Source organism: Pacificibacter sp., from assembly GCF_039769035.1.
In the GTDB taxonomy this organism is placed as follows: Bacteria; Pseudomonadota; Alphaproteobacteria; order Rhodobacterales; family Rhodobacteraceae; genus Celeribacter.
In genome coordinates this window covers 13995-32398 of sequence record NZ_JBDMZG010000092.1, presented here as the reverse complement: position 1 = coordinate 32398, position 18404 = coordinate 13995, and the positions used below count along the sequence as shown (strand labels likewise).

Genomic DNA, 18404 nt, shown 5'->3' with positions numbered 1-18404 from the left:
TATCTTTGATAAAAAGGGCCGCCCCTTGGGCGACCCTTGTATTCTAGTTCATAGGCTGGCTGTGCCAAAGGTTCACTTATGCAAAGGCGGCTTGCAGAGCGATTTCGACCATATCACCGAATGAGCTCTCGCGCTCTGACGATGGCAGGGCTTCATGTGTGATCAGATGGTCTGACACAGTCAAAACAGCCAGTGCGCGCACGCTGTGACGGGCTGCCAAATTGTACAGTTCGGCGGCTTCCATCTCGACGCCCAAAATACCATGGCGGATCATGATTTCATTCAAATCAGGGCGCTCGTCATAGAACACATCGGATGAATAGATATTGCCGACATGCGTTGCAGTGTCTTTGGCCCTGGCCGCTGCGACCGCTTTTTCCAACAGACCGAAATCGGCACAAGGCGCAAAGTTGATGTCTTTGAAAATACCACGTGACGGCGTGGACAGGGTGGTGGCAGTCATACCAATGATCACGTCACGCACTTTGATGTCTTCTTGCATCGCGCCACATGACCCGATGCGGATAAGTGTCTTTGCGCCGTATTCCGTGATCAATTCGTTGGCATAAATCGACAGGGATGGCATGCCCATGCCTGACCCGTGAATGGTCACAGGGTTGCCTTTGTAAGTCCCTGTAAACCCAAACATCCCGCGGACTTCGTTCACAAGTTTTGGGTTGTCCAAAAACGTCTCGGCCGCCCACTTGGCGCGATATGGATCGCCGGGCAGCAACACAGTTTCGGCGATGTCGCCCTTAGCTGCAGAAATATGTGGAGTTGGCATAATGGCACCTTTTGTCTGAAGTTGCCTTGACTATAACTCCGAAATTCCCACGCGCTAGGGGTTACGTCGCGCTCACAAGCTCCGGTTCAACAAGGCCAACGATATCGAACATGATGCGATTAAGCTCGAAATCTTTGGGGGTATAGACGCGCGCGACGCCCATTTCGAGCAAAGCCTTTTCATCAGCTTCGGGAATAATGCCGCCGACAATAACAGGGATGTGAGACAGATCACTTGCCTTCATGATGTCCATCAAATCAGCGATCAACGGCATATGAGACCCTGATAAAATTGACAGGCCAACGACATGCGCATCGTCGCGTCGCGCCGCTTCAACAATCTCCGTTGGCGTCAGTCGAATGCCTTCATAGGTGATGTCCATCCCGCAATCGCGGGCGCGTGCTGCGATTTGTTCAGCGCCGTTTGAGTGCCCATCAAGGCCTGGTTTTCCGACCAAGAATTTGAGCGGACGGCCCAGTGTTTTAGACACGCGTGCAACTTGTTCGCGGATATCGTCCAACCCGTCGGTGCGGTTTGACGTGCTTTGCGACACACCCGTTGGCCCACGATACTGCCCAAATGCATTGCGCACCATCGCTCCCCATTCGCCTGTTGTTGCCCCCGCTTTGGCCGCTGCAATAGACGGTGGCATAATGTTTGCACCCGATGCAGCAGCATCGCGCAGATCCTTCAGGGCATTTTGCACGGCTGCTTCATTGCGCGCTGCCCGCCAAGCGGTCAGGCGCGTGATTTGGTCTGCTTCCGCGTCTGGGTCGGAGGCCATGATAGAGCCGTCCCCTGTGGTCAGAGGAGAAGGCTCGCCTTCCAGCCATTTGTTGACGCCCACGACGGTGGTTGATCCTGCTTCGATGCGCCCAATGCGGTCTGCGTTGGCATCGACCAATCGCGATTTCATATATTCAATGGCATCAATCGCACCGCCCATGCCATCCAGCGTATCCAGCTCTGCGCGGGCGCCTTCTTTAAGCGTGGCAACCTTGCGGTCAATCGCTGGATTGCCGTCAAATAGGTCATCGTATTCCAGCAAATCCGTTTCATAGGCCAGAATTTGCTGCATGCGCAGGGACCACTGCTGGTCAAACGGGCGCGGCAGCCCAAGTGCTTCGTTCCATGCTGGCAATTGCACAGCGCGCGCACGCGCATTTTTCGACAAGGTCACGGCCAGCATTTCGATCAAAATGCGGTAGACGTTGTTTTCGGGTTGTTGCTCAGTAAGTCCAAGCGAATTCACCTGCACACCATAGCGAAAACGGCGAAATTTTGGGTCTTCGATACCATAGCGCGTTTGCGTGATCTCATCCCATAACTCGACAAAGGCACGCATTTTGCACAGCTCGGTGACAAAGCGGATGCCTGCATTCACGAAAAACGAAATGCGCCCCACCATCGCAGGAAAGGCCTCTGATGGTACTTTGCCTTTAAGGTCATCCAGCACGGCAATCGCGGTGGCCAATGCAAAGGCAAGTTCTTGTTCTGGCGTCGCACCGGCTTCTTGCAAATGGTAGGAACAGATGTTCATCGGGTTCCATTTGGGCATGTGTTTTTGCGTGTAGGCAGCGATGTCAGTCGTCATGCGCATCGACGGGCGCGGCGGACACACATATGTGCCGCGTGACAGGTATTCTTTCACGATATCGTTTTGCACCGTGCCTTGCAGCTTGGAAATGTCGGCACCCTGTTCTTCGGCCGCCGCAATATACAGCGCCAAGAGCCACGGGGCGGTGGCGTTGATGGTCATCGATGTGTTCATTTGTTCCAACGGGATGCTGTCAAACAACATTCGCATGTCACCCAAATGCGAAATCGGCACGCCGACCTTGCCGACTTCCCCCTTGGCGAGTTCATGATCACTGTCGTAGCCGGTCTGAGTGGGCAAATCGAACGCAACAGATAGACCTGTCTGTCCCTTGGCCAGATTGCCACGATACAGGGCGTTCGACGCTTTGGCTGTTGAGTGACCCGCGTAGGTCCGGAACAGCCAAGGTCTGTCTTTTTGGGCTTGGGTCATTGTATGGCCTCATCCGAGTTGAAACTAAATTTCGTCAATTGTACCAAAATTGGAATAATAAGCCAATATGAAATTTTGCACCGCAGAAAATCAATTTTACTGTGTATTTATAAATACTTGATTTGGTTTTGCGATTGACGTCTGTTTCTGAATTTCAAATTTTGGCCGAAATTTCGCATTCAATGGGTTATTAAATTACAAAAAATACAACAAAAATGTTGCAAAGTTACTTTGTGGACCGTATCGCTAAGGCGGAGAGGCCGCGATTCTGCGTCGCGGCATTGTGAAAAGCCTCGCGAAAACCAACGCGAAGATCCCGCCAAACCTCGTGTTTTGGCACCGTAAGGACGAAGAGGAGACTGACATGGCGCTAGATGAAATGGGCACATCGGCTCAGTATGCTGCACTTGAAAAAGACTTGTACGAGATGGGTGAAATCCCTCCGATGGGACATGTCCCATCGCAAATGTACGCTTGGGCGATCCGACGTGAGCGCCACGGTGAACCTGACAAAAGCTTTCAAGTCGAAGTTGTAGACACCCCTGAAATTGACGCGCATGAGGTGCTTGTGCTCGTGATGGCGGCTGGTGTGAACTACAATGGTGTCTGGGCTGGTCTCGGCGTGCCAATTTCACCCTTTGACGTGCACGGCGCCGACTATCACATCGCGGGGTCTGATGCGTCTGGGATCGTTTGGAAAGTCGGATCGAAGGTGAAAAACTGGAAAGTCGGCGACGAAGTTGTGATCCATTGCAATCAGGATGATGGCGACGATGAAGAATGCAACGGCGGCGATCCTATGTATTCACCGACCCAGCGGATCTGGGGCTACGAGACGCCAGATGGATCCTTTGCGCAGTTTACACGTGTTCAAGCGCAACAGCTTTTGAAGCGCCCGTCGCATCTGACTTGGGAAGAAAGTGCTTGCTACACGCTGACGCTCGCAACGGCTTACCGCATGTTGTTTGGTCACGCACCACATGACATCAAACCGGGACAACACGTTTTGGTTTGGGGCGCGTCCGGTGGGCTTGGCTCATATGCGATCCAATTGGCAAAGGCGGCGGGCGCACATGCGATCGGCGTGATCTCTGACGAAGACAAGCGCGATTTCGTGATGTCTTTGGGCGCGAAAGGCGTGATCAATCGCAAAGATTTCGATTGTTGGGGCCAACTGCCCACGGTGAACACGCCAGAATATGCGACATGGTTCAAAGAGGCGCGCCGGTTTGGCAAAGCGATCTGGGACATCACCGGCAAAGGCAACAACGTTGACATGGTGTTTGAACACCCTGGCGAAGCAACCTTCCCAGTATCGTCGTTCGTTTGCAAAAAGGGCGGGATGATCGTGATCTGTGCGGGTACGTCAGGTTTCAACTGTACGTTCGACGTGCGCTACATTTGGATGCATCAAAAACGCATTCAAGGGTCACATTTTGCCCACCTCAAACAGGCCGCGTCAGCCAACCGGCTTATGTGCGAAGGTCTTATTGATCCGTGTATGTCGGAAGTTCTGACGTGGGATGAAATTCCTGAAGCCCATATCAAAATGCGGAGCAACAATCATTTGCCTGGCAATATGGCCGTTTTGGTGCAAGCGCCAAAATCTGGTTTGAAGACATTCGAAGATGTGATCGAGGCTGGCGCACGCACGTAACGCCACCATGTCTAAATTCTAGCGTTGGGCCTGCATTTTGTGCGGGCCCAACGTTTTTCTACTGTGTGTCGTTTGCGCAACTTGAAGTTGTGGTGGCGAAAGAGCCCGCGAAGTTGGCCATGTCCGGAAAACTCACGCCAATGCTCAAATTTTTTCCCAATACTTTCGGATACTTATATAAAACATATTCTTAAAATTCGCGACCTCGCTATTTTGGGGGAGGGTGAATCCGCGAATTCTCGATGGCGATTTCACATGCTAAAGTTGATCTAACAACAGAAACTCCTGCGGATGAGGCTTTACATGCGAAACGATTGGATACTTGATGTACTTACAGACCTTCGGACCTTTGCCGAGCTCAATGGAATGCCTGCGACTGCTGAACATCTGTCAGATGCCAGCGTAGTAGTGGCCATTGAACTTGCCAACAAAGGGGACGAGACTCCGCTAGATCAGGCAAGTACGCATGAAATTGACTTTAGAAAACTTTCTGGAGGTCATCCAGCAAGTTAAGACATTAGAAGAGTTTCAAACCGCGACGGAAACGTTGCGAGATATCCTTGAGCTGGAACATGTTGTTTATCATTGGGTGAACAGTGTTGGGGAGCGATTTGGCGCAGGGACCTATTCGTCTGAATGGGTCGATCGCTATCTTGAAAAAGACTACTTGCGCATGGATCCCGTGATTTTCGGATGCTTCCAACGTTTTACGCCCGTGAACTGGAAACAGTTGGACTGGTCGTCGAAAGCAGCCAAAGGACTTCTGTTGGAGGCCATTGAGTTCGGAGTTGGCAATCAAGGCTACACCATTCCTATTCGCGGCCCGCACGGGCAATTTGCAATTTTCACGCTCAACAAAACGACGACTGATGAGGACTGGGAAGCATTTATCGAAACGCATGGGCGGGATCTGATCATCGCAGGCCATGAGTTTAACAAAAAGGCGCTCGAATTTGAGATAGGCGAAGACGCACAACCAACGCCAAGCCTATCGCCTCGAGAAACAATGGCGATTGCCAACCTTGCGAAAGGGCTTTCACGCGCCCAAGCCGCCAAGGAAATGAGTATATCTGAGCATACTTTGCGCGTGTATATCGAGGCTGCGCGGCACAAGCTCGGCGCGCTCAACACCACCCACGCCGTGGCACGCGCTTTGTCGACAGGTGTAATCATCGTTTAAACGCGGCGCTATTTTGCAGGGCTTTTCGGCAAGGTGTTGCGCCGATTTACCCGTTGCGCGCGCGTTTGCAACATAGCTTGATAGTGCGTGCGCACGGTGTGAACAGCCCGTCGTTACGCCTGCTGTTTAGTTTCTAGACCAACGAACGGTCATAGGAGCTACACATGCTGCACTACATTTACGGCGATTCCCTTCACCTCTTCCCTCTCTTGCACGATACAATGTTCAAAGATCGTGCCGACCAGTTTAAGAACCGGCTCGGATGGGCCGTGCATGTGAATGAAGCCGGTGAAGAGCGCGACGAATACGATGACATGAACCCGCTTTATGTGATCTGGGAAAACCAAAATGGCACCCACGGCGGTTCGATGCGTTTTTTGCCAACCACGGGCCGTACGATGGTCAACGATCACTTTTCGCACCTCACCGATGGCGTTCGCATTGAAAGCCCGCTGATTTGGGAATGCACACGTTTTTGTCTGGCCCCCGGTGCGGATCGCAAGATCACTGCTGCGCTCACCGTCGGTGCTGGCGAAGTCATGGATGAATTCAAACTGGATCACTTCGTCGGGGTCTTTGATCCTCGCATGGAACGTATTTACCGCCTTATGGGGCTGTCGCCTGACGTGATTGGTCGTGCCGGAGAAGGCAGGGACGAAGTTGGTGTTGGCCTTTGGGAAATGCGCAAAGACGCCTTCGCACCGACACTTGCAAAGCTTGGCATCGACCGTGGCACATCGAAAGCATGGCTGCGCCGCGCTTTTGCCCCAATCGATCAAACTCAGATGCGCGCGCACGCCTGAATTGGGCGAAGCACTCAATCTCTCTGGCACCTTTTGCGCAGTCCCTATAGGGTCTGCGCATGTCAAATTCAGCTGTTACATTTTCGAACGATCAGGCCGAAGCCTTTGATGCCATCAGCGACGTTTTAAAAAGCGTCGGGGTGGATCTCGACAATGGAATGATCACGCCAATCGAGGAGGGGCAATCACACGTCCGTGCCGTGATTGGTAAGGCTGGATCTGGGAAAACACTTTTGCTTTCTGAGATGTACAAGGCGCTTGATGAGGCTGGCGTCGATATCGTGTCTGGCGACTATGAGGGCAAAAAAGGTCCTGATCGCCGCACATTGGCGATCTTGGCGCCGACCAACAAAGCGGCGTCGGTTTTGCGCAACCGCGGCGTGCCGGCAACGACAATCCACCGCATTTTGTATACGCCGGTTTATGACCCAGATTATGAAAAAATCGCGGAATGGCTCGCAGGCGAGGCGGATCGTCCCGAAGTCGAAGGCATTGGTCCAGATGCATTGGATCGCGCCTTTGCGTTTTATCAAAACAATAAGTCGATTCCCGGCGCTTTGGCGGCTGCGGGTTTGCGTGGTTCAGATTTTATCACCGGCTGGAAGCGCCGCGAAGATCCGCTGGATATTGGGTTTATCGATGAATCGTCGATGCTCGACAAAAAGCAGTTCCAAGACCTGCAAGACATCTTTCCGACGCTGGTCTTGTTTGGTGATCCTGCGCAACTTGCCCCTGTCAATCAGGCGGGGTCGATGGTGTTTGAAGAGCTGCCCGCACCTGCCGTGCACACTTTGAGCCGTGTTCACAGGCAAGAAAACGACAGTCCCATTTTGGATTTGGCGCATGCTTTGGCCGATCCGCAGCTTGGATATAACGACTTTGAACGCATGGTCGAAGACGCTGCAAAGTCGGATGACCGTGTGGTGTACGCCCAGCGAGTGGAAAGCGACTTGATGGCGCGATCCCCTGCATTGGTGTGGCGCAACGCGACCCGTATCCGTTTGATCCAAGCCTTTCGCAACGTTTATGGCGCACCTGCCGACGAGCTTTTGGCGGGTGAACCCCTAATTTGTGACGGGATCGAGCTGCCTGCAAAACATCGCAAAAAGCGTCTCGACCTTGAAGCGCGCGGGCTCATCAAAGGTGCGCAGGTTGTTTATCTTGGACCTGGACGCAAGCCTGGATTTTCGCGCTTGCACGTGATGGGCGCACAAGACCCGAATATTTCAGCGGCTTCGATCGTTAAGATTGAATTCCCTGACGAAGAAGAGCCCTTTATTCCCTTTGCGGCGCGCATGGGCGCGGCCTTTTTGCATGGCGCGGCAGTGACCATTCACAAAGCGCAGGGGTCTCAATGGGAAAACGTACAGGTGTTCGCGCCTGATATTTTCGCAGCCTCAAGGGCAGGGCGCATGGAAGCAGGAATTCCGCTTTGGAAACGCTTGACTTATGTTGCGATCACCCGTGCTGAAAAGCGGTTGTTTTGGGTCACGCGCGCGCGACTGGCCAAGCCAGAAAACCCGTTGACGGTGCGCGATCTCAAAGCGATTGAGGCTGGGCCTCTAACCTTGGAAATGCAGGGCAGTGATACGCTGCTTTAGCGACGTATGAGGCGGAAAATTTCCGACGCACCCCAGCCAGACAGGCCCGCCAAAAGCAGCGACAAGAGGCCGTACAAAATGGCGTTGTCGTAGGCGAGATTGTAGAGCCAACGTTCGATGCCGACTTTTTGCACTTCGATTGCTGTACGGTAGTCGTCCAAAATCATGCCGTCACGTACCAGCAAAATCCGCGTCGTATATTCGCCTTCGACAAGGTTGGCCGGCAGTGCGATGGATGTGTTGAACAAGGTCTCAGAGTTCAGCGTCACACCTTCGTTGGAGCGACGGTAAAGACCGTTTTCGGTGCGAATTCTGAGAAGCGCTTCGCGCGCAGGCAGACCGCGCCGCTCACTCAAAATCTGCTCATCCGCTGAAATTTGCCAAAGAGAATCCATCATAGGAATAATGATGTCTTCCAAGGGGCGTGTGCTCGCGACGCTGTAAAAGCTTGGGGCATGCCCAAGTCTTTCGGACTCCACATTGATCCAAATGCCAAAGCGACGTGCTTTACGCAGGATTGTTTCCATTTTTCGCGGGCCCATCACCGTGACAATGATATCCAGCTCACTGTCTTCAGGAATGATGTCTTCACGCTTGACCGCGCCAAAAATTAAAATTTCAGAACCGTCGAAATTTGACGTGATGGACACGCGGGATTGGCTGAGATCAGCGACGACTTCTTCGGCTTGGGCGCTCATCAAGGGGAGCACCAATAGCACAATGGCGAGGACCAGCTGACGCATTATAGGATCCCAATCGAAAACAGCTCACTTGGGCGGATCAAAAGATCCAAGCCCAATTTGAGACAAACACTGAGCACAAGCAGCGCCAACATGATGCGCAGCTGCTCGGCCTTGAGTTTCAGCCCGATCTGCGTCCCAATTTGCGCACCAATCACACCGCCCACGAGCAAGATCAGGGCCAGCATCATATCCACTGTGTGGTTTGTATAGGCGTGCAGCATGGTGTTGAAAGAAGTTACAAAAATGATCTGGAACAGGGATGTTCCGATGACGACTTTTGTCGGCATGCCAAGGATATAGATCATCGCAGGGACCATGATAAAGCCGCCGCCGACGCCCATAATCGCGCCGAGCATCCCAACCACAACCCCAACAACGACAGGTGGAATGACGGAGATATAAAGACCAGAGGCCCGAAATTTCATTTTGAACGGCAGGTTGTGAACCCATGTGTGCTTGGTCCGCTCACGGGTTTTACCCGGACGCCCCTTGGCGCGGCGCAAGGCACGCAAGGATTCTACGAACATAAGCGCGCCAATGATGCCCAAGAACACCACGTAGCAAAGCGTTACCAGCAGATCGACTTGGCCCATAGCTTTGAGCATGTTGAAAATTTGCATACCGATTGCGGCGCCGATCAGGCCCCCGATCAACAGCACCGTGCCCATTCGAAGATCAACGGTCTTTCGTTTGAAATGGGCGAGCACGCCAGAGACAGATGATGCAACGATCTGGTTTGCAGATGTCGCAACGGCCACGGCAGGTGGGATGCCAACAAAGAACAGCAACGGCGTGATGAGAAATCCGCCGCCAACGCCAAACATGCCAGACAAGACTCCTACAAGACCGCCAAGTCCTAAAAGGACAAAGGCATTCACCGAAACTTCAGCAATAGGTAGAAAAATTTGCATGGCGGGTTCTCAAAGATGGGGTGCCTATGGATGCAATGTATTTGAGGCCACGTCAAATACTGAGACCCCGTAAAATAAGAAATGCGAGCATTTGGCTCGCATTTCTATGGATAGCAGTTATTGAGATTATCGTTCTTTGACGTAAGGGGTGCCGCCTGCGCGCGGTGGAATGGCTTTGCCAATGAATCCCGCCAGAATAACCACAGTCAAAATATACGGCAGCGCCTGCATGAATTGCACAGGAATCACAAAGTCGCCGATGGCAATCGACTGATAGCGGTTGCCGATTGCTTCCAAAAGACCGAACAGCAATGTGGCACTCAGGGCATACCAAGGTCGCCATTTGGCAAAGATCAACGCAGCAAGCGCGATATAGCCACGCCCCGCAGACATGTCCTTTACAAATCCGGCCGCCAAAGACGCCAAATACGTTCCTGCGAGACCACAAAGGATCCCTGTAATCACAAGCGCCATGTAGCGCAATTTCACCACCGAAATGCCAGCGGTATCAACCGCGCTTGGGTTTTCCCCCACAGCGCGCAAGCGCAGCCCAAAACGGGTGCGGTACAAAACCCACCACGACAAAGGCACCGCCAATAGCGCAACGTAAGTGAGGGCCGTGTGTCCTGAGATCAGTTCATCATAGGCCGGGCCAATCACAGGGATTTTCGCCATCGCATCTGAAAACGGTAGGTTCCATTCGCCGAAGCGCCCAGCACCGGACAGGGGCGGTGTTCGGCCTCCAAGAGCAAACCAGCTTTGGCCAATCACAATTGTTAGGCCTGCCGCGAGGAAATTGAGCGCAACGCCGGAAATCAATTGGTCGCCTTTGAATGTGATGGACGCCAACCCATGCAGCATTGAAAAGGTTAGGGATGCGGCGATACCAGCCAAAAGGCCAAGCCAGATAGAACCTGTCACATAGGCAATGGCTCCAGACATGAATGCCGCTGCCAAGAGTTTGCCTTCCAAGCCGATATCAACGATGCCCGCGCGTTCTGAAAACAGACCCGCAAGACAGGTCAACAAAAGCGGTGTGGCAAGGCGGATGGTGCTGTCGAGGATTTGTAGGATGGTGATGTAATCCATGATCACGCCTCCTTCTTGCGCATCAGCACAAACAATTTTTCAAGAGGGGCTCGTACCATGTTGTCGAGCGCGCCGGTGAACATAATCACAAGACCTTGGATCACAACGACCAATTCGCGCGGGATCGCCTCCCAAAAGCTTAGCTCAGCGCCACCTTGGTACAAAAAGCCAAACAAAAGCGCCGCCAACACGATGCCGACAGGGTGATTGCGTCCCATAAGCGCCACGGCGATGCCGATGAACCCAGCGCCCTCAGGCGCGTTGTCGATCAGGCGTTCCGCCTCGCCCATGACGTTGTTGATTGCCATCAAGCCACAGAGCGCGCCAGAGATCATCATCGCAATGATGGTGATGCGCACTGGGTTGATACCAGCGTATTTCGCGGCCGTATCAGAGGCGCCAAATGAGCGAATTTCAAACCCGAGGCGGGTTTTCCAGATCAACACCCAAAAGGCGAAGGCGGCCAAAAGCGCGATCAAAAACGATATATTGGCAGGCGAGTTCTTGTTAAACTCGATCCCCAAAGGCGCCAGCATATCGTGGAATGTGGGCAGATGCGCACCTACTGGGAAGCCCGCGCTTTCGGTCGACATCGATCCTGGAACTTTGAGGAAGTTCAGCAAAACATACCCAACCAAAGCCGAGGCGATAAAGTTGAACATCATGGTGGTGATCACGATGTGTGACCCACGTTTGGCCTGCAAATAGGCGGGAATAAATGCCCACGCCGCGCCAAACACCGCGCCGCCAACCATCGCTGCAGGCAAGGCAAGCGCCCAGTGCGGCCAGTCAATCGCCAGACAGACCAGTGCGACGCCAAGCCCGCCAAGCATCACTTGACCTTCACCACCAATGTTAAACAGCCGCGCATGATAGGCGACCGCAATGGCAAGGCCAGTGAAGATAAAGTTGGTGGTGTAATACAACGTATATCCCAACCCATTGGTCGACCCAAAAGCGCCCTGCACCATGGTTTGAATGGCAACAACGGGATCTTTGCCAATGGCCAAAATCGTCAAGCCAGAGAAAAAGAAGGCGAGCAAAATTGAAAACAAAGGAATGAGGACGGCGTCCGCCCATTTCGGCATTGCTTGCATGTTACGCGTCCTCGCTTGCGCCATCAGCGCCGTTATTGATACCCGCCATGAGCATGCCAAGTTCACGTTCATCTGTCTCAGATGGCAAACGTTCACCCATGATTTTGCCGTCAAACATCACTGCGATGCGGTCTGACAAAGACAGAACTTCGTCAAGTTCGACAGAGACCAGCAAGATCGCTTTGCCTTGATCGCGCAGTGCGACAATTTGTTGGTGGATAAACTCGATCGCGCCAATATCGACGCCGCGCGTCGGCTGGCCGATCAAAAGCAGGTCGGGATTGCGTTCGATTTCACGCGCCAAAACAATCTTTTGTTGGTTACCGCCTGAAAAGCTTTTGGCTTCCAACAATTCGTTCAGTGGACGTGTGTCAAACCGCTCCATCTTTTCGTGAGCGATCTTTTTGATCTTGGCATTGTCCATAATCCACGAATTTTTTTGATACTCTGGATCATGGTGATAGCCGAATATGATGTTTTCCCATGCGGCAAACTCAAGGATCAGACCCTCGTCGTGACGATCTTCTGGCACATGCGCGATGCCGCGTGCACGGCGCGATTGCCCGTCGGATTTGCTGCCTGTGAGATCCAATTCTGTGCCATTCAAACGGATCGTACCTGTACCGTTTTGATAGCCGCCAAGCACTTCTAACAGTTCTGTCTGGCCGTTTCCGGCGACGCCAGCAATGCCCAAAATTTCGCCCGCGCGCACGTTCAGATCAATGCCCTTCACGCGCGTGACGCCGTGGTCGTCCACAACCGTCAAGTTTTCGACTTCTAGAATATGGGCGCCTGGTTTTGCGGGTGTTTTGTCAACTTCCAGCAATACTTTGCGTCCGACCATCAGCTCGGCCAATTCTTCGGGGGAGGTGTCTGCAGTTTTCACCGTGGCCGTCATTTCACCACGACGCATCACGGACACGGAATCTGTGACGTCCATAATTTCGCGCAGCTTGTGCGTGATCAAAATGATGGTTTTGCCCTGTTCTTTCAGTCCGTCCAGAATGCGGAACAGGTGATCGGCCTCTGCAGGTGTCAAAACACCTGTGGGCTCATCAAGAATCAAAATATCAGCTTGGCGATACAGCGCTTTGAGGATCTCGACCCGTTGTTGGTGACCAACAGAGAGATTTTCGATCAAGGCGTCTGGATCGACGGAAAGTTCGTATTCGTCGGACAGCTGTTTGAGCAGCTTGCGGGCTTTGGAAAGCGATGGTTTTAGCAGCCCGCCTTCTTCGGCGCCCAGTACGACGTTTTCCAAAACACTAAAGTTTTCAACAAGTTTAAAGTGCTGAAAGACCATGCCGATGCCGGCGGCGATCGCGGCTTGGCTGTCGGTGATCTGCACTTCTTGACCGTCGATCAGCACCGTCCCGCTGTCGGCTTTGTAAAAGCCATAAAGGATCGACATGAGTGTGGATTTCCCAGCGCCGTTTTCGCCGATAATGCCGTGGATCGAGCCTTTGCGGACAGAAATCGAGATGTCTTTGTTCGCTTGGACGGGGCCAAATGCTTTGGAGATACCGCGCAGCTCAATCGCTAGCGGTTCGGAGGCAACTGGGGCGGCAGATGTCTGCCGCCCCTGATGGGTTGTTGAAACCATTTGTGCCAGCCTTAGTAAGCTGGGCAGGAAGAGTCGGACATGTAATCATGTACAACGATTTCACCCGAGATGATTTTAGCTTCTGCATCGGCCATGGCCGCAGTCATTTCCGCTGTCATCAAAGGTGCGTTGAATTCGTCCATAGCTGCACCTACACCGCCGTTGCCAAGCCCCATAACGTTGAAGCCAGTTTCAAGTTCAGTGCCTTGTGAGAAAGCTTCAAACACAGCGTTGTCCACGCGTTTGACCATAGATGTCAAAACAGTGCCTGGCTGCAGGTAGTTTTGGTTGCTGTCCACACCGATGGCGAGCATGCCTTCGTCTTTGGCTGTTTGAAGCACACCAAGACCAGTGCCGCCTGCTGCCGCGAAGACAACTTCAGAACCAGCAGATTTTTGCGCGCGTGTGAGTTCGCCGCCTTTTACCGGATCGTTCCAAGCCGTAGGCGTTGTACCTGTCATGTTGACGATGACGTTGCCTTCAGGTTTCACGGATTTAAAGCCTTGCGCGTAGCCACAAGCGAAACGTGAGATCAGCGGAATGTCCATGCCGCCGACGAAGGAAACTGTGTCGCCTTTCGCTGCATAAGCTGCTGCAACACCCACGACGTAAGAGCCTTCGTGCTCAGAGAACACAACAGAGCGGACGTTTGGTGCGTCGACAACCATGTCAACAATGGTAAATTTTGTGTCAGGGAAGTCTTTAGCAACAGTTTCAAGAGCTGTCGCGAATGAGAAGCCTGCCATCACGATGGGGTTAAACCCGCCTTCAGCAAAGCGGCGCAGCGCTTGTTCACGTTGCGCGTCTGAAGCCAATTCAACATCGCGGTAGGTGCCGCCTGTTTCTTTTGCCCAACGCTCAGCGCCGTTGTACGCAGATTCGTTAAAGGATTTGTCAAATTTTCCGCCAAGATCGTAAATGATCGCAGGTTCAGCCAAAGCAGCGCCGGCTGTCAGCGCCAATGTGGCGGCAGCGCCCATAAAGGATTTCATCAGGGTCATGGTCTTCTCCCATAGTGTTTATATTGGGACCTGCGTTAAATGCGTGTCCGGAAATTATTAAGACATGTTTGATTCACATATCCACAGCCACGAGCAGATCTTGGCTGTTCACCTTTGAATTAGGGCGCGTTGCGATGGAGGGGTCAACAATAATTTTACCAAATGGTCGTCATTCGGTCGAACTTTGCCAAAACATGGGCGAGTTGACGTGAGGTTACGCCTAATCCAAGAGCTTAGAGAGAACCAGCGCATCGATTTTGGAGCCATCAGCGGCGGTGTAATATCCGCGTCTGCGACCAGATTCGGTATACCCGTGCGATAGATACAGATTGATCGCGGGTGTGTTGGTGGCGGCGACTTCAAGAAAAGAAGCTTCCGCATCACGCGTGCGCGCTTCGGTTTCGTAGCGTGCAAGCGCTGCACGTCCAAATCCGTGTCGCTGACCCGAAGGGTTCACCGCAAGGGTCAACAATTCGGCTTCACCGGCAATCACACGCCCCATGGCAAACGATGGTCCGTCTCCGGTGACAAGAAACACGCCGTAAGAAGACAAAAGCCCCGCAAACTCGGTCTCGGACCAAGGGCGGGGCATTGTAAAACACGATGTATGCAGCGCTGCGAGATCCGCATGGGAGAGCGCAGCGGTCATGGGTTAAGCCGCGACGGGGCGCACTTCGAGCACTTCAGGAATGTAGTGACGCAACAGGTTTTCGATGCCCATTTTCAGCGTCAGTGTTGATGATGGGCAACCGGCGCAAGCGCCTTGCATATGCAAGAAAACAACGCCTTTGTCGAAGCCGTGAAAGGTGATGTCGCCACCATCTTGGGCCACAGCAGGGCGCACGCGCGTGTCCAATAGCTCTTTGATTTGATCCACAATGTCGCTGTCAGGGCCGTCGTGGGCCGCGTGGCCCGCGTGTGAGCCACTTTCGCCTTCCATCACCGGCGCGCCGGATTGGAAGTGTTCCATGATTGCGCCAAGCAAAGCGGGTTTGATGTGATCCCAGTCTGTGGCCTCATCTTTGGTGACAGTCACAAAATCGGTACCGAAAAACACGCCTGAGACATTGCCAACAGCAAAGATGCGTTGGGCCAATGGGGACGATGCCGCCGCTTCTGCAGTTGTGAAATCAGCAGTGCCTGCTTCCAACACGGTTTGACCCGGAAGGAATTTCAACGTTGCGGGGTTCGGTGTGGATTCGGTTTGAATAAACATGATCGGCTTTCCTTACTGCGTTAGTCGGATATGCGCCTTTGATGCGGAAAAGTCAATATTTGGAATGGTTCTAAACTGAAAACCATCGGCCAAAACGCTTGTTGCACTGTAAACGAACGTCGTCAGGATCAGGTGACTGCCTCAAGCCGCTCTTTTGACAGGTCTCCGGGCACCAATGTCATCGGAATTGGCAAAAAGCCTGCCTGTTTGGTCATCGAGGTGATCAACGGACCCGGCCCGTTCTTTTCTGTGCCGGCGCCCAAAACGAGAACTCCAATCTCTGGATCTTCTTTGACTTGAGCAAGGATTTCAGTGACCGCTTCGCCTTCACGGATCACCAATTCAGGGTCAATGTTTTGGCGATCGCGCATCCATTTGGCGAAGACTTCGAAGTGCACAATGATCCGTTCGCGCGCTTCTTCACGCATAATATCGGCGACGCCGATCCAGTGATTAAATTCATCTGGGGGAATCACAGATAAGATTGTCACGCCACCACCCGATTTGGCCGCGCGCATCGCAGCAAACCGCATCGCGTTCAGGCACTCGCGACTGTCATCTAAAATCACAAGAAATTTACGCATGATCACTCCCTGATACTGTCTGATATTACAGCACTTTGCGCAATGATGGCTGAGGTCATGCGCCAGTGCAAGCCTCTAAGCAAAAGAACACCCTCGATGGGGAGACGAGGGTGCCTCAGGCTGCATCGAGGGGACGGTCGACGCGAATATATCCAGAGCCAACGGGGCGGAAGGTCTGGATCAGCGGAAATTTTCGCTTGTGTAAAGGGATACCTCCGCGATGAACCTAAATTATGACAGTCGCGCTTTATTCTTTCGTGCACAGGGCCAAAAGGCAGTATTTGGGCACATTTCGACACATCAATTTAAAATGACGGCGCACTAACCATATTGTGATTTGCGAATGTGTTCTTCTGGGTGTTTGTAAAGGAAAACGCACAGGATTTTCGACAATGAACACCCCCAAACGGCATCTCTCAAAGCGCACATTCCTAGGGCTTATGGCTGCCGCACCGGTCTTGATCACGCCTTTTCTGGGGTCATCTGCCATGGCGCAAGAAATCGATGCGCAAGAACGTGAAGGTGTGCGCCACAACATTTCCAGTTTCCGAACGGTGAATTGGCGCGAACATTTTGACACGCTTGGCAAAGGCGCGATTGTGGCCGACACGGTCAGTCGCGCCTTGCACTTTTGGTCGGCGGAGCACGAAACAGGCCCTGAGAGCTACAAGCTTTACCCAACATCTGTGCCGATCTCGGAAGAGCTTACACGCAGAGGCTACACATCGGTGATCCGAAAACGCGAAGCGCCAACTTGGACGCCGACGCCATCCATGCGCGAACGAGACCCAAGCTTGCCAAAAGTTGTGCCTGCTGGCCCGCTGAACCCTTTGGGCACGCATGCTTTGTACCTAAGCTGGCAATATTATCGCATCCACGGCACGCACGACACGCGCAAAATTGGGCGGCGGGCGTCTGATGGCTGTATCGGGCTGTACAATGAAATGATCGCCGATCTGTACCCGCGCGTGCCGGTTGGCACACAAGTCCGCTTGATCTAAGCGCGTCTCGATTTTTGATGTTGGACATGTAAAAAGGGGCCACTGCGGCCCCTTTTTTTGTTCTGAATGTCTGTCGCTGCGACTAGCGCACGAAGCCCATGATATCGAATGTCTTGTCCAAAATCGGCGTCGAAATCGCTTTCGCTTTAGCGGCACCTTTGGCCATGATCCGATCAATTTCAGCGGGATCATCCATGTAGCGTTGCATTTCAGTAGAGATCGGGCTGAGTTTTTCGACCGCCAAATCCGCCAAAGCAGGTTTAAACTTGCCCCAACCTGCGCCTGCGTATTCCGCCACAACCGCCTCATTGCTCATGTCGTTGAGCGCAGCATAGATGTTGACAAGATTGCGTGCCTCTGGGCGACCCTCCAAGCCCTCGACAGTTTCAGGAATGCCGTCAGGGTCGGTCTTTGCCTTTTTGAACTTCTTGGCGATTTTATCCGCGTCGTCGGTCATGTTGATGCGTTCCATGTCTGATTCACCAGACTTGGACATCTTCTTTGTGCCGTCGCGCAGGTTCATCACCCGCATCGCAGGGCCTTCGATCACAGGGGTGGTTTCAGGGAAGAAATTCACCTTGTAGTCGTGATTGAATTTGTTGGCGATATCGCGTGTCAGCTCGACATGTTGCTTTTGGTCATCGCCCACAGGCACATGCGTCGCGTGATAAGCCAAAATGTCAGCTGCCATCAAAGCAGGGTAGGCATACAGACCCAAAGACACGCCTTCAGCATTCTCGCCAGCTTTGTCTTTGAACTGCGTCATGCGGTTCATCCACCCAACGCGCGCGACACAGTTGAACAGCCAGCCGAGTTCAGCATGGGCAGACACACGGGACTGGTTGAACAAGATCGATGTGTCAGGATCAATGCCCGACGCAAGGTAGCCTGCTGCAACTTCACGGGTTGCGTGTTGCAGGTCTTTTGGATCTTGCCAAACAGTCACGGCGTGCATGTCGACCACGCAATAAATGGTTTCAAACTCACCGCCTTGCATGTCTACGAAACGCTTGATCGCGCCCAAGTAGTTGCCAAGGGTGAGGCCGCCCGAAGGTTTGATTCCCGAGAAAACGCGGGGGGTGAAGGCTGGCTTTTCCATTTGGAA

The 18404-nt window shown here is 53.0% G+C and carries 17 protein-coding genes; 5 read left to right on the top strand and 12 right to left on the bottom strand.

Annotated features, from left to right (window positions below):
- Positions 1–76: 76 nt before the first annotated feature.
- A complete protein-coding gene (gene deoD / locus ABF287_RS08715) occupies positions 77–784 on the bottom strand; it encodes a purine-nucleoside phosphorylase (RefSeq protein WP_347184622.1) in 708 nt (235 codons plus the stop codon).
- 61 nt (positions 785–845) lie between these two features.
- On the bottom strand, positions 846–2813 hold the full coding sequence (locus ABF287_RS08710) for a protein meaA (protein ID WP_347184621.1): 1968 nt from the start codon (positions 2811–2813) through the stop codon (positions 846–848).
- 364 nt (positions 2814–3177) lie between these two features.
- Here ABF287_RS08710 and ccrA point away from each other — a divergent pair, with 364 nt between their 5' ends.
- The 4 genes from ccrA (at position 3178) to ABF287_RS08690 (ending at position 8054) form a co-directional block, all read left to right on the top strand.
- Entirely contained in the window at positions 3178–4470 is a 1293-nt protein-coding gene (gene ccrA, locus ABF287_RS08705; RefSeq protein WP_347184620.1) for a crotonyl-CoA carboxylase/reductase, read from the top strand.
- A gap of 466 nt (positions 4471–4936) precedes the next feature.
- Entirely contained in the window at positions 4937–5650 is a 714-nt protein-coding gene (locus tag ABF287_RS08700) for a LuxR family transcriptional regulator (protein ID WP_347184619.1), read from the top strand.
- A gap of 164 nt (positions 5651–5814) precedes the next feature.
- Complete coding sequence (locus ABF287_RS08695) at positions 5815–6453, top strand: acyl-homoserine-lactone synthase (RefSeq protein WP_347184618.1); 639 nt, start codon at positions 5815–5817, stop codon at positions 6451–6453.
- A 59-nt stretch (positions 6454–6512) separates the two neighbouring features.
- On the top strand, positions 6513–8054 hold the full coding sequence (locus ABF287_RS08690; RefSeq protein WP_347184617.1) for an AAA family ATPase: 1542 nt from the start codon (positions 6513–6515) through the stop codon (positions 8052–8054).
- Here the strand turns inward: ABF287_RS08690 and ABF287_RS08685 are convergent.
- The 9 genes from ABF287_RS08685 to ABF287_RS08645 all read right to left on the bottom strand — a co-directional run bounded on the left by ABF287_RS08685 (position 8051) and on the right by ABF287_RS08645 (position 16298).
- Complete coding sequence (locus ABF287_RS08685; RefSeq protein WP_347184616.1) at positions 8051–8797, bottom strand: TIGR02186 family protein; 747 nt, start codon at positions 8795–8797, stop codon at positions 8051–8053. The two genes, ABF287_RS08690 and ABF287_RS08685, sit on opposite strands and share 4 nt — an antisense overlap.
- Positions 8797–9708 carry a sulfite exporter TauE/SafE family protein gene (locus tag ABF287_RS08680; RefSeq protein ID WP_347184615.1) on the bottom strand — a complete coding sequence of 304 codons (912 nt, stop codon included), beginning with the start codon at positions 9706–9708 and terminating at the stop codon, positions 8797–8799. Before ABF287_RS08680 ends, ABF287_RS08685 begins: the two co-directional genes overlap by 1 nt.
- A gap of 126 nt (positions 9709–9834) precedes the next feature.
- The gene (locus tag ABF287_RS08675) at positions 9835–10797 is read right to left on the bottom strand and encodes an ABC transporter permease (protein WP_347184614.1); all 963 of its coding nucleotides are present in this window, start codon (positions 10795–10797) and stop codon (positions 9835–9837) included.
- Positions 10798–10799: 2 nt separating this feature from the next.
- Positions 10800–11894, bottom strand: a complete 1095-nt coding sequence (locus ABF287_RS08670; protein WP_347184613.1) for an ABC transporter permease — start codon at positions 11892–11894, stop codon at positions 10800–10802.
- Position 11895: 1 nt separating this feature from the next.
- The gene (locus ABF287_RS08665) at positions 11896–13497 is read right to left on the bottom strand and encodes an ABC transporter ATP-binding protein (RefSeq protein WP_347184612.1); all 1602 of its coding nucleotides are present in this window, start codon (positions 13495–13497) and stop codon (positions 11896–11898) included.
- Positions 13498–13508: 11 nt separating this feature from the next.
- Positions 13509–14498, bottom strand: a complete 990-nt coding sequence (locus tag ABF287_RS08660; RefSeq protein WP_347184611.1) for a BMP family ABC transporter substrate-binding protein — start codon at positions 14496–14498, stop codon at positions 13509–13511.
- A gap of 220 nt (positions 14499–14718) precedes the next feature.
- Entirely contained in the window at positions 14719–15147 is a 429-nt protein-coding gene (locus tag ABF287_RS08655; protein ID WP_347184610.1) for a GNAT family N-acetyltransferase, read from the bottom strand.
- Positions 15148–15150: 3 nt separating this feature from the next.
- On the bottom strand, positions 15151–15714 hold the full coding sequence (locus tag ABF287_RS08650; protein WP_347184609.1) for a NifU family protein: 564 nt from the start codon (positions 15712–15714) through the stop codon (positions 15151–15153).
- A gap of 128 nt (positions 15715–15842) precedes the next feature.
- Positions 15843–16298, bottom strand: a complete 456-nt coding sequence (locus ABF287_RS08645) for a universal stress protein (protein WP_347184608.1) — start codon at positions 16296–16298, stop codon at positions 15843–15845.
- Positions 16299–16786: 488 nt separating this feature from the next.
- On the opposite strand from ABF287_RS08645, the gene ABF287_RS08640 reads away from it, so the two are divergent.
- Positions 16787–17299: a L,D-transpeptidase family protein gene (locus ABF287_RS08640; protein ID WP_347184635.1), complete on the top strand. Its 513-nt coding sequence runs from the start codon at positions 16787–16789 to the stop codon at positions 17297–17299.
- A gap of 82 nt (positions 17300–17381) precedes the next feature.
- Here ABF287_RS08640 and trpS read toward each other — a convergent pair whose 3' ends face one another.
- Positions 17382–18398 carry a tryptophan--tRNA ligase gene (gene trpS / locus ABF287_RS08635; protein WP_347184607.1) on the bottom strand — a complete coding sequence of 339 codons (1017 nt, stop codon included), beginning with the start codon at positions 18396–18398 and terminating at the stop codon, positions 17382–17384.
- Between the last annotated feature and the right edge of the window lie 6 nt (positions 18399–18404).